The organism is Sphingobium sp. TA15, from assembly GCF_037101235.1.
Taxonomy (GTDB): Bacteria; Pseudomonadota; Alphaproteobacteria; order Sphingomonadales; family Sphingomonadaceae; genus Sphingobium; species Sphingobium indicum.
Map to the genome: position 1 here is coordinate 2,279,779 of NZ_AP025355.1, position 12,721 is coordinate 2,292,499.

The 12,721-nt window shown below is 62.6% G+C and carries 9 protein-coding genes; 3 read left to right on the forward strand and 6 right to left on the reverse strand.

The window, feature by feature from the left end; translation table 11 throughout:
• Positions 1 to 3: 3 nt before the first annotated feature.
• From Sj15T_RS11375 to Sj15T_RS11385, 3 genes are all read right to left on the reverse strand, one after another.
• Positions 4 to 2,574, reverse strand: coding sequence for a TonB-dependent receptor (locus Sj15T_RS11375; protein WP_013041127.1), 2,571 nt, complete (start codon positions 2,572 to 2,574; stop codon positions 4 to 6).
• Between the two features lie 77 nt (positions 2,575 to 2,651).
• Positions 2,652 to 3,659 (reverse strand): FecR domain-containing protein, encoded by a 1,008-nt coding sequence (locus tag Sj15T_RS11380; protein WP_013041128.1) that lies wholly within the window; start codon positions 3,657 to 3,659, stop codon positions 2,652 to 2,654.
• The gene (locus Sj15T_RS11385; protein WP_013041129.1) at positions 3,652 to 4,233 is read right to left on the reverse strand and encodes a sigma-70 family RNA polymerase sigma factor; all 582 of its coding nucleotides are present in this window, start codon (positions 4,231 to 4,233) and stop codon (positions 3,652 to 3,654) included. Before Sj15T_RS11385 ends, Sj15T_RS11380 begins: the two co-directional genes overlap by 8 nt.
• A gap of 1,071 nt (positions 4,234 to 5,304) precedes the next feature.
• Here Sj15T_RS11385 and Sj15T_RS11390 point away from each other — a divergent pair.
• The gene (locus Sj15T_RS11390) at positions 5,305 to 6,447 is read left to right on the forward strand and encodes a site-specific integrase (RefSeq protein WP_253720661.1); all 1,143 of its coding nucleotides are present in this window, start codon (positions 5,305 to 5,307) and stop codon (positions 6,445 to 6,447) included.
• Between the two features lie 62 nt (positions 6,448 to 6,509).
• Here the strand turns inward: Sj15T_RS11390 and Sj15T_RS11395 are convergent, their stop codons facing one another.
• Entirely contained in the window at positions 6,510 to 7,373 is an 864-nt protein-coding gene (locus Sj15T_RS11395; protein ID WP_013041133.1) for a class I mannose-6-phosphate isomerase, read from the reverse strand.
• Between the two features lie 360 nt (positions 7,374 to 7,733).
• Here Sj15T_RS11395 and Sj15T_RS11400 point away from each other — a divergent pair, with 360 nt between their 5' ends.
• Together Sj15T_RS11400 and Sj15T_RS11405 are read left to right on the forward strand one after the other, a co-directional pair.
• Positions 7,734 to 8,816: a mannose-1-phosphate guanylyltransferase/mannose-6-phosphate isomerase gene (locus Sj15T_RS11400; RefSeq protein ID WP_041386589.1), complete on the forward strand. Its 1,083-nt coding sequence runs from the start codon at positions 7,734 to 7,736 to the stop codon at positions 8,814 to 8,816.
• A gap of 29 nt (positions 8,817 to 8,845) precedes the next feature.
• A complete protein-coding gene (locus tag Sj15T_RS11405) occupies positions 8,846 to 10,339 on the forward strand; it encodes a phosphomannomutase (protein WP_013041135.1) in 1,494 nt (497 codons plus the stop codon).
• 14 nt (positions 10,340 to 10,353) lie between these two features.
• Here Sj15T_RS11405 and Sj15T_RS11410 read toward each other — a convergent pair whose 3' ends face one another.
• The gene (locus Sj15T_RS11410; protein ID WP_013041136.1) at positions 10,354 to 11,595 is read right to left on the reverse strand and encodes a glycosyltransferase family 1 protein; all 1,242 of its coding nucleotides are present in this window, start codon (positions 11,593 to 11,595) and stop codon (positions 10,354 to 10,356) included.
• A 32-nt stretch (positions 11,596 to 11,627) separates the two neighbouring features.
• The gene (locus Sj15T_RS11415) at positions 11,628 to 12,686 is read right to left on the reverse strand and encodes a polysaccharide biosynthesis/export family protein (protein WP_338756102.1); all 1,059 of its coding nucleotides are present in this window, start codon (positions 12,684 to 12,686) and stop codon (positions 11,628 to 11,630) included.
• Positions 12,687 to 12,721: the final 35 nt, after the last annotated feature.

Here is a 12,721-nt window from a genome sequence, read left to right on the forward strand (position 1 = left end):
CGCTCACCATTTCTTGACCAGTTCGAGCGCGATGAAGCGGCCGACCGCTGAATAGTTGGTCGAGTCATAGGGCGTGTCATAATAGAGGCTGGTCGCGACGACCGAAGGCAAGGCATTGAGAATATTCTGGACCGAAAGGCCAAGCTCGACGCCGCGCAGCAGCCCCCCTTCCTCGCCAAAGCGGTAACGGGCGCTGATATCGATCGTCGTCATGCCGTCAATGTGCAGAGCCGGGGTGGAGCGCACATCCTTGACGCCGCCGATCGTGCTGAGCGTGGCCGCGGTGCGGAAGCCGCCCTTGCTCCAGCCGATCATGCCCCTGCCGCGCCAGTGCGGCGGGTTGAACAATCGTCCCGCCAGTTGCTCGACCGGACCGTCCGCCAGAAGCTGCTGCTCGCTGTCGAGATAGGTGAGATTGGCCGACATCTCGATGTTCCCATCAGCAAGGCCGGTCCTGTAGGCAAGCTGGGCATCAATGCCCCGGATCGTCTGGCGACCGGCATTGATATTGGCGCGATTGATGATCGCGGCGACCTTTGCCGGATCATAGGGCACGCCCGCCCCGTTCAGAAACTGGCTCGCATGGGCGATCGCCGCCGCAAGCTGCTCGGGCGTCGGCGCGTAGGTGATCTGCCTGGCGTAGATGGGATTGACGAGCGCCAGCGCTGACGTCGGGATCGGGTTCACGATGCGGTCGACATAGCGGGTTTGGAAATAGCTGACTTCGAAGGAAGCGCCCGGAAGGGCGGGCGGACGCAGAGCCATGGTGGCCGACCAGCTGCGCGCCTTTTCCGGTTTGAGGTCGCTATTGCCCCCTGCGATCAGCAATGCGGTGGTCCCGGCGGGATAGCCCCTCCCCCCGAATGTCGTGATTGGATAAAGGATCGCCTGTTCGATCGAATAAAGCTGGATGAAGCTTGGCGCCCGGAAGGATCGGCCCCAGCTCGCCTTGATGTCGAGGAAATCGGCCGGTGCGTAGATCATGCCGAATTTGGGTGTCACGACATCGGCAAGGCCGCGATAGCGCTCATAGCGAAGCGCGGCGCTGAAACTGAGGCTATGCATCAACGGCACGGCCTGCGCAGGCCCCACAAGCGGGAAACTGGTCTCGCCAAAGGCATAGACGCTGTCCTGCGACGGCCTGGCGTTGTTGATATTGCCCACGCCCCGGAAGATTGCAAAGTCATTCGCCCGGATGCCGACCCCCAGGGCCAGCCTGGCGTCTCCGCCCGGCAAGGCGAACAAGGGGCCGTCGCCCGCGATCTCTCCGGTGATCGTCTGGTTATTGTAGCGTCCGAAAGCCCGGCTCGAAAACTGGTCGTTGATGAAGGTATCGCCCTGAAAATAGGTACGCCCCTTGCCGAAACTACCCGACAGGCCGAGCTCCCATGAACCCAGCAAGAGCCGCGCCGCTCCCGAAAAGGCCAGCGTATAGCTGTCAAAGCTCTGGGTGATCCGGCTGACCGACAGATTGGCGGCTCCGCTCGTGGGATAGGAAAATTCACCGGTCCGCTGGTTGTAGAGGCCGTCCAGTTCGATGGTCAGATTGTCACTGATGTCCTGATGGATGCTTCCCGCCACCGCATGGCGACGACTGGCCGGCAGCAGGGTCAGGTCCGGCCTGATCCGGCCATATTTACGCTGGTTCGTCATGAGCGCAGTGTTCCGGCCATATTCATAGGTCAGGAAACCGCCGCCGTCGTTCCAGCGGCTACCCGCCAGCACGCCATATTGCTGCTGGAAATTCCCGCCATCGGGCGATCCGCCGATGCGAGCCCGGGTTTCAACGCCATTATAGTCGCGCCTCAGGATCACGTTGACGACGCCGCCGACCGCGTCCGATCCGTAAATGGCCGAGGCGCCGTCCGCCACCACCTCGATCCGATCGACCGCTGCAAGCGGAATAGCGGAAATGTCGACGCCCTGCCGGGCCGAGTCATAGGGCACACGGCGACCGTTGAGCACGGTCAGCGTCGCGTCGCTTCCCAGGCCGCGCAGATTGACCGAGGACCCGCCTCCGACATTGCCGCCCGTGCTGGACGGCACGTTGAAGCCGACGCCCGGATTCTGCCCGCCGCCAAAGCTTTGTGGCAGGCTGCGCGCGACATCGCCAAGATCGGCAAGGCCGCTGTCCCTGACGACCCTGTTGTCGAGAACCATCACGGGCGAGGGGATCGGCGCGCCGCGGATGCGGCTGCCCGTGACCAGGAGGCTTGCGCCCTCGCCGCTTTCCCCGTCCTGCCCGGACCCGCGCCCTTTCCGGATAATGATAGTGCCCTCGATCCGCGTCCAGACAAGACCGGTTCCGGCAAGCAGTCGATCCAGGGCTGCCTCCACCGTGAACGCGCCCTGCAGGGCTGGGCCATTCACCCCCTCGACAACGTCCGCATCGACAAGGATTGTCTGCCCGGAGCGCAGGGCCAGTTCACGAATCGACGCACCAAGCGGCTGAGCGGGCAACGCCATTGCGATGCTGGAAGAATGCTGGGCAAGCGCCGCCGGGGCGCTGACCGCTAGCGCAGCGGTGACGATACTGCCGGACAGATATAGAGCGGATAATGAAAATCGAGACATTTGGCCTTCTCCCCCTTGCCGCCAATGGGCGGGACAGTGGGGAGACGCCGGCTTGCTAAAACACCCGACAGATTTTTTTACATATTCGATCCCGCCCGCTTGGGCGGCGCCACCAGCAGGATCGTGGCGCGGTCGGGCCGCTCCATCTTGAGATGGAAACTGGCCGCGACAGCGCGCGCGAACCCTTCCGGATCGCGAACCCTAAATGCACCCGTCACGCGCAGCGGCATGGCAAAGGGCTCGGCCAGCCGGATCTGTATCCTGTTGTAGCGGTTGATCGCTGCCACCGCCTCGGCAAGGGGCGTTGCATCGAGCGCCAGCATGCCCGATACCCATCGCGCCTCCACCGCCGATGCGGCCTGCCCGGTCCTATGCCCGTCAAGCGCGACGCTCTGTCCCGGTCCAAACGCCCTTGTCTCTGCACTGGCATCGGATCGGTGCAATTCCACTGACCCATTGAGAACGGTAACCAAGGGATGCGCACCGATCAGGCTGACGTCGAACATCGTGCCATGGGCGACAATTTCGCCACCCGCGACCCGCACACGGAAGACGCGCCTCTCATCCCCAGCGACCTCGAAACGCGCCCGCCCCCGGTCGAGGTCGAGCCGCCGTTCGCTGCCGGACAATTGCACGCGAAGCCGCGAGGCGGTGTCGAGGATGACGGTCGATCCGTCCGCAAGGCTGATCGTCCGGATCTCGCCCACTGCCGTTTCATAGACGGCCGCCTCAGCCGCCGTGGAAATGCCCAAGGGGCCGCCGAACCGCAGGAGGCTGACCGACGCCACCCCCAGCAGAACGGCGGCGCCAAGTCCGGCAGCCGCGATATGCGTCTTCTGCCGCATCCAGAATGGCGCGCGCGGGAGCGAGCGGTTCCGGCCGACATGCCGTTCCTGGAGCAGCGTGCCGAGCTGCCAATTGCGCTTAATCAGGTCATAGGCGACGCAATGCCGGGGATCCGCATCGATCCAGAGCGCAAAATCGCGCTCCAATGCCGGATCGGATTGTCCGGCACGCCGCGCCAGCCATTTTTCGGCGGCTTCATGGATGGATTGGGGAATCTCTGTCCCGCCGGGCTCAGTCATGCGCCCGCAGATGCCGTCCAAGCTGCCTGATCGCCCTGCTCATCTGCTTCTCGACCCCTCGCACGCTCAATCCGGTCCGTTCGGCAATCTCGGCATAGCTATAGCCATCAAGACGGCAAGCCAGAAATATCTCGCGGGTCAACGGCTTCAATCGCAGCATGGCCTCCTCGATCCGGAGGAGCCGGTCGCGCGCCTCCAGCGCGGCGACGGGATCGCCACCCGAAAGCGCCAGATCCTCGATCGGAACATGATGATGCGCACAACAGCGCTCTGCTACCCTGGCCTCGTCGCGCAGCACATTGCGCGCCGCTTGGCGGAGATAGGCTCCGGGTGCCCGGATCGCTCGACCATCATGGTCCGAACTTCCAGCCATGCGGCTGAAAACCTGCTGTATGACATCTTCCGCCTTGTCATGCCCCGTCCATCGCAAGAGGAAACGCAGCAGCGAGGGCCGCTCTTCCCGATACAGGCTTGCCAACGGGTCCGGCGAGAAAGCCGCACGATCATGCTGCGGCGGCAGGGGATCGCCTTCATCCAGCGGCAAGCGCGGCATTTCCGAAGCGGGCCGCCTCATGGCCTGCTCCTGCTATTTGTCCTGGCTTGCGATCCCATTCGCCGCTCCCTCGCACAAGACGAGGTTGCGCCGGATAAAACCGGGCGTTGAGCCGCGCTTGAGAACGCGTGTCGATGCCTTTGGCCATAAATGGCTTGGACATAACATCGACCACCCGGCCGCTTCCGCGACGAGTCTATCCTTCCCAAGCGAGGAGCTCAAACCTCGGCGCCTTCCAACGAAAACGCCACGACACATTATCGTAATGTCAAGTCGGTGCAACAGGTTAGAGAAAGATCGAAATCAGCTTTGTTCCACCCTGTCCGCATCGCCCTTGGTTGAGATAGGCAGCTCTGACGCGCCCTAAGTTCATGTGCGAGGCCAGACCGGTCGTCCACGTCGAGCATCGGCCGGGGCAGCGGTCCCACTATCGGCGCATATAAGTCCGATCGGGGCCGATCTGGGCCGATCTGGACCATTTCCTTGCAGGCCGCCGAAAAGCGATAGTCATTGATGGCAGCGGATCGCTTCTGCATCCCCGGCGTGGCGCTGGCCCGCGGCCATAGGACATCGTCATGAACAGGCCAACGCCCGATGAAGAACTACAAGACCCGGCATCAACTGTTCCTGCCCGAGGATATGAGCAGGCGGCTCGAGTATCTGGCGACAAGTTCGGGTCGGGGACGGTCGGAAATCCTGGTCGATGCCTGTTTCAACCTGCGACAGGCGCCAAGCTCTTGGCCCAGGGGCCGAGGAGCTTGCAAATGATGCCCGAACTTCCACCATTCAAGAACACGGAGCTTCCAAACCCCGGCATGATCGAGCTGATCGCCCTGTGCATATACTGCCGGACGCCGCGCCGCACACTCAAAGGCGCAGCGCGCCAGCAAGCCCTCGGTGGAACGATACGGGCGACGGCAGCTAAAGGGGCTTTTCCATGTCGACAAGACGTCGCCTAACCAAGTCACGCGGCCAAGCCGATGCGACAACGCTACATGGGGCACCGGCGGCTGGCGAAACGCCGACGGCAACTCTCCTAACCCCGCGTGACATCCTGTCGCGGCTGAACATGCACAGCACCGATCCCGCAAAATGGATGCGCCGGACCTTCGTGAAACATGGCGTGCCCTACATCCATGCGTGCGGAAAGACGCGCGCGACAGAGTCACAATATCAGCTGCTACTGGAGAAGATCACATGCTCTCCTTCCGTACCCGTGGGAAGAACCGGGTTTACCATATTCGAGGAACAATCGCCCTCGGCGACAAACGGATCATCGTCAAGGAGTTCAGTTCAGGAACGAGTGACCGCGATGCTGCGGCGCACCTGATGGCGGAACATGAAACGAAGCTGCGGCACCGGCTGATGTTCGGTCCGGCCGCGATCGTGGCGCAAGGCAAAATAGCCGACGCTTTTGAAAGCTACCTGACGAAGGCAAAGCCCCCCTGCCCGTCCGACATCCTGCGCATCGGCAAGCTCAATGGCCTCATCGGCGACTTCAGCCTGCGCGAGCCCAAGCAGGCCTGGGAGCATTTTCGCCGCGCTTATCTGACCGGGCACAACCCAGCGGGCCAGGACCGCTATCGCGCCGTGTTCCAGGCGGCCATCAATGTCCATCACGACCTGCACGACCTCCCGCCCCTGCGGATCAAGGCGATCCCCTTCAACAATGAACGGGTGCGCTTCCTCAGCAAGGAGGACCGCGATCGGTTGATCGAGGCCTACTCGCCACACATCCAGCCGATCATCACCCTGCTCGCCTTCCATGGCCCACGCATCCAGACGGCATTGCAGCTCCCGTGGGGTGTCGAGGGCGTCGATATGGAGCAAGGATCGATCCGGCTTAACCACAGCAAGAATGCCGTCATCCGGTCCGTTCCGATGCATCCCCGCGTGATGGACGTGCTACGCCCGATCTGGGAGAAGCGCGACCGACCGACCAAGGGGCATGTTTTCCTCAACCGGTTGGGCAAACCTTATCAGGACACGCGCAAGGCGAAGATTCCCGGCGGCAATCCGATCAAGAACCAGCACGCCACCGCGTGCAAGCGCGCAGGGGTAGAGGATTTCACCGTCCATGACTGGCGCCACCACTGGGCGTCCCACTGCGTCATGGCGGGGATCGACCTCATCACCATCATGAACATGGGAGGATGGAAATCGCTGCGCATGGTCCAGCGCTATTCCAGCGTCAGCATCGACCACATGCGCGAGTCCATCAACAAGCTGGACTGAGGCCGCCGTGATGCCGTGACGAAGTTAGCGAAACGATTGCCGAGTGCGTTGGCTTCGCGCGCTCAGCCACGGACGGCTTTACGAGGCAAAGACGGAACGTCAATCTGTTGCACGATTGGAGACATGGGCTGAGCAATAAGGGCGCTCATCTGTTCCAGAATCTCGATAGTAGCCTCACCCTCTATCAGCCAGCATTCGCCGGGCCGCCAGCTTTCACCATTGAGGATTCCCGTGCCGGCCAGGGGGATGAACCACGACATTTCGCCTTTGATCTGCTGAGATGTTTGGGCCTGCCCCTGAACGATATCAAGAGTGAAAGGAGCGGCAGAGCCAATCAGTCGTTCTTCAGCCGTCAAAGCAATGATGCGATCAGGCAAGCTGTAAGGCTCAGCCACGCTGACCGCCACCGCCTGATCGAGATGCAGTTCGCGCGGGCGCCCATAGTCATAAAGCCGATAGGTCACGTTGTTATTCTGTTGAATTTCTACCAGCGCCACGCCCCCACCAATCGCATGCACCGTTCCGGCGGGTATATAGTAGAAGCTGCCTGGCTTGACAGGTTTCCACTCCATCAATGTTTCAATGCTGCCGTCCAACGCCGCAGCGCGCAGTTGCTCGGACGTAACAGCCTGGCACATGCCGATACCCAGCCGCGCATCAGGCGCAGCATCCAACACATACCAACACTCCGACTTTCCGCCCGCCATCCCGTGCTGCTGGGCTTGTTCATCGTTTGGATGAACCTGAACAGAGAGATTATCGCTGGTAAAGATATATTTCACCAGAAGGGGTAAGTCGATCCTCTGTTCGGAAGAAAACCAGACTTCTCCAATGCGCCTGCCGTCATTGGCAGAAACGTGGGATGGAATATCGGTTCGGCCCCATGGTTTTTCGATAACTTGAGCAACAAGGCGATGAATTGGCATATGACCCTATATCCATTCCTACAAGAAGATCTTAACACTCATTTATTCTTAACCGCGTAGCCCTTTATTCATTTTTCACGGCCTCGGACAATAGTTTGGTTCGACGCCAGCCTATCAGTCGATATCATATTGTATCAGCGCCTCAGAACGCAGCGGCATATCGAGCACGCTGGTCAGATTGCCGCCGTGAGTGGCGAGCATGACCCTCCCTGGCTGCCCCTAGGTGCGGTAGCCTAACCGTCGCTCATTTGAAAATCGCCTTGGCAAACTGGCTCTTTCCGCGCATGAAGCGCATGATTGGGTCGGTTCACACCTCCGGATCGAACTCTCAACATCGTCTTTTCCTAAATGATGTGAATGATGACTAACAGACTTCCCAAAATCGTGCCGGTAATTTTGTCCGGTGGTTCGGGTACCCGACTTTGGCCCGTCTCAACACCGACGCGTCCAAAGCAACTGCTGCCGCTGACTGCGGACGAAACCATGCTGCAGCTGACAGTCAAGCGGGTTGAAGGCTTCAACGCTCTGCCGGTTGGGCGTCCGATCGTGGTAGCCAATGCCGCCCATGCGGGCATTATCGATGAGCAGATTACCCTCAGCGGGATTGAGGATTATCTCGTGCTGCTCGAACCCTTCGGCCGCAATACGGCTCCCGCCATCGCTCTGGCGGCGATCGAAGCGCAGGAAAACGATGCGATGCTCGTCATGCCGAGCGACCACACCATCGCCAACTTGCCCGCCTTTCACGCGGCCATCGCCCGCGCCCTGCCGCTGGTGGCGGAAGGCTGGCTGATCACCTTCGGCATCACGCCCGATGCCCCGGAAACGGGCTATGGCTATATCAAGATGGGTGAAACCTGTGGCGACATGATCCACGAGGTCGTCCGCTTCGTCGAAAAGCCCGATGCAAAGCGCGCCGCCGACATGCTGGCCGAGGGCAACCATGCCTGGAACGCGGGCATCTTCATGTTCCGTGCCGACGCCTATCTGGCGGCGCTGGAGCGTCATCAGCCCGCCATGCTGGCAGCGGTCAGGGCATCGCTCGACGGGGCCGAGCGAAAGGGCCATCACGTCGCCCCCAACCCGCAGGCCTTTGCCGCCTGCCCTTCGGATTCCGTCGACTATGCCATAATGGAACGGGAGGCCCAAGTGGCCTGCGTGCCGGTCAATATGGGCTGGTCGGATGTCGGCAGCTGGGATTCCCTGCACAGCGTCAGCGCGAAGGACGAGGACAATAACGCCGTCCGGGGCGAAACACTACTGCTGGGAGCGCAGAATTGCCTTGTCAACAGCGACGGTCCGCGCGTCACGCTGGTCGATGTCGACGACCTGATCGTCGTCGTTTCGCGGGGCGAAGTCATGATCCTTCGCCGGGGTGAATCCCAGAAAGTCCGCAAGGTGACCGAAGCCCTCAAGGCCGCGGCACCCACCACCGTCGCCTGAACGCTCCTTTCCACAGGTTCCTTGAAAATATGACTCAGCCTGTCTCGATCGCCGACCTGATGGCACAATCGGGCGTCGCCTTCGGCACCAGCGGCGCACGCGGCCTTGTCAGCGCGATGACTGACCGCATCTGCTTCGCCTATACTTGCGGATTTTTGCAGCATCTGGAGGACGTTGGGCAGTTCGCGCCGGGCAGCCATGTGGCGATCGCCGGCGATCTGCGCCCCTCTTCCCCGCGCATCATGGCCGCCTGCGCCGCAGCGATCCGCCATAAGGGCGGCCATGTCGACTTTTGCGGCTTCGCGCCCTCCCCTGCCGTGGCGGCCTATGGCTTTGAGCGCGGAATCGCGTCGCTGATGGTAACGGGGAGCCATATTCCTGACGACCGCAACGGGATCAAATTCAATCGCACCGATGGCGAGGTGTTGAAGTCCGATGAGCTGGGCATCCGCGCCCAGACCATCAGCTTGCCCGACCTGTTCGACCATCAGGACATGCTGCGGGAGTTTGTCGCTCCCGGCCCACTGATCGACGTCGCGACCGCTTATGTGGCCCGCTATGTCGACGCCTTCGGCGCGCAGGCGCTGAAGGGGCTGAAGCTCGGCGTCTATGAACATTCCGCCGTCGGCCGCGACATTCTGGCGGCGCTGGTCGAGAAATTGGGCGGCGAGCTCCACCGCCTTGGCCGGTCGGAACGCTTCATCCCGGTCGATACAGAGGCGGTCCGGCCCGAAGATCAGGCGTTCGCCCGCCAATGGTCCACCGAACTGGGGCTCGACGCCATCCTCTCAACCGACGGCGATTCCGATCGCCCGCTGTTGGCGGACGAGAGCGGGGCGTGGATACGGGGCGACATATTGGGCATTTTGTGCGCCCGCGCGCTGGGCATCAAGGCGGTGGCGACGCCGGTGAGCAGCAACAGCGCGGTCGAATTGTCGGGCCTGTTCGACGCGGTGCGCCGGACCCGCATCGGGTCGCCCTTCGTCATCGAGGCGATGAACGCCCTCGCCGCCGAGGGACAGGCCACGGTCTGCGGCTATGAAGCCAATGGCGGATTTCTGCTGGGCTCGGCGGTCGATGTCGGGCAAGCTCGCCTTGCGGCGCTGCCTACGCGGGACGCGGTGCTGCCGATCATCGCCACGCTGGTCGATGCGCGGCGGCAGGGTCTGCCCCTGTCGGCGCTTCAAGCCCAGTTGCCGACGCGCTATACATTCAGCGAGCGGCTGCAAAACTATCCCACCGCGCAGAGCCAGGCGCTGATCGCCCATCTTCTGGAGGGCGACCGGGGCGCGATCCTGACGCGCCTCACGCAGATGTTCGGCAATATTGCGGGGGCCGCCGACACGATCGACACCACCGACGGGCTGCGCATTCGCTTCGAGGGCGACGACATCATCCACCTGCGCCCCAGCGGCAACGCGCCTGAACTGCGCTGCTATACCGAAAGTGACACATCGGAGCGGGCGGCGTGGCTCAACGAACAGAGCCTGCGCCTGATCGCCGAGCATAAAGCCCCGGCCTGATCCCGCCGCTCGGCCTATGCGATGGCCGACAGCAGCCCTTGGGCAGAGGCCTTCCAGCTTGCGCTTGGCCGGGCCACCTTGATCCGGCCCGCCTGCGCCTGTTCGGCCCATTGCCGGATGCAGGCGCCCAGTTCATCAGCGTTCGCGCCCGCCGGGAAATAGTGGAGGCCAAGCGCCTCATGGACGCGGAAGATGGGCAGGTCGCGCGCTAGGACCGGCTTGTCATGCCCCAGCGCCTCAATCAGCGGCAGGCCGAAGCCCTCGGCATGGGAGGCGATGATGACACCATAGCACGCTTTGTAGATGCGCTCCAGCTCCAGATCGTCCACATCGTCGAACCAAAAGAGCTTGCCGCCATGTTCGGGATGCGTCCGGATCGCGTCGCGCAGATCCTCGACATTCCAACCCAATCGGCCCACCAGCACCAGGCGATCGTCCGCCCCCTGCCGCCAGAGCGCGCTGAAGGCGGCGAGAATGTCCGCATGGCCCTTGCGCGGCTCCAGCGTCCCCACCATCAGCGAGAAGGGCAGCGACATATCGAACCGCGCGCAATCCGCCGCATCTGTCGCGAGGCTCGGATTGTGCAGGGACTCACGAATATCGTGGCCCATCGCCACCACGGTCGTGCGATAGCCGGCCGTGAGGCCATAGCGCGCCGCCAGCACCCGCCGCAGGTCGCGCTCGGTCTGCTCGGAGATGCAGAGAAAGCCTTCGGCCAGACCGACGAGGGTGTCGAGCCATGCCTTGTAGCGAAGGACATTGTTGGGCGAGAACCAGTCCGACCTCTCGACCGGCAGAAGATCGAAGATGAGGAACCACAGGCGCCCGCCGTCGCGCCGGAATTGCGTCAACTGCCGCCGATAGCGGCGGATGGTATCGAGCGAAAAATCAAGCCCGATTAACAGGTCGCCAGGGCGCCCTTCCATTTCGGCGGGGTCGACGATCACGCCCGCATCGGGCCAAGCTATGCCATGGTAGGGCCGGCGTCGGTCCGCCGCCACGAAGCGGATATCCCACTCCCCTGCCCCTTCTTCCCGCAGTGCGAGCGCCAGCGCGCGCACCACGCGCTGGATTCCCGTCCCGGCATCATGCCGGCTGATGACCGCCAGATCGACATAAAGCCGCCGGGGCCGTGACGACTGCACCTCCGGCGGGACGATCTTGCGGCGCTGGAGCCTTGCGCGCAGTTTGCGGATCACGCCCGTAGTCGCGACCTGCTCGATATGGCGGGGCAAGAGATCCCAAAACGGCTTCACGACAACGCCTCTCCAACGTGCAGGCACAGCCCTTATCTCAACGTCGTCGCCGTCGTCGCCACCGGCAGAAAGGTCGAGTAGATCACGCTCACAAACTTCTGAATGTCCGCCAAAGGCGCGTTGGACACGTAGAGAACGTCCTTGTTCCGGATCGGAAAGCTTTGCGCGATAAAAAGGCTGGAAGGTTCCTTCATGTTGATGCGGTAGATGACCGGCACCTTGCCGTCCGGGGTGGTACGGGCGGCCGTCCGGATCGCCGGGTCGAGCGCGGCCGGATCCTCGAACCGGAAGATAAACACACCCTTCAAGTTGGCGCGGGCATCCTGCAAGCCGGCGATGCGGCCCAGCGCCTGCGCCAGCGTCAGTCCGGTCGCCTCGAAATTCACCTCGTCATTCTTGCCGATCGCGCCCAGAGCGGTGAAGCTGTAGGGCTGATACAGCAGGGTCATGACATCGTCGGGTTCAAGCCGGACATTCTGGCGGGGATCGCGGATCACCGTCTCCAGCGGGAGCGCGGACACCTTCATCCCGCGCGTGATCTGGACCGTCATCTTGCCGACCGGCTGACGCACCCCGCCCGCAGTCGCCAAAACATCTAGAATGCGCTCGCCCCGCGATGTCAGCGGCACGCGCGCGCTGTTGGCGACCTCTCCCACGACGGTGACGTTCGCGGCGGCGTTGCGCGACAGGCGCACAATCGCCTGGGGCTGGTGCGCCTTGCCGACAAGGCGGGACGTGATGGTCTGTGCGATCTGCTGCGGCGTGCGCCCCGCCGCCTGAACGCGGCCGACGAACGGAATGGTGATCTGGCCGTCGCTGTCGACCATCTGCTCCGGCAGCGGCGTGCCGCGCGAGAGCGAACCGGAGCTGACCGATCCTAGCCGCAAATCACTGCCGGAACTGCCGAACAGCGTTGCCGGCGGCGCTTCCCAAATCGCGATATCCAGTACATCGCCCTGGCCGATCACCGATCCGATCGGCCTGCCCTCCCCCAGATCTTCGACAAAGGAGGAATGAGGGGTGTTCGCGATAATGTCGCGGGCTACCGCATCCGTAACGTCTATGACCTTGATCTGGGCGTCATCGACCATGTGATCGCGCTCGGCCCTGACGGCGCGGGCGGACG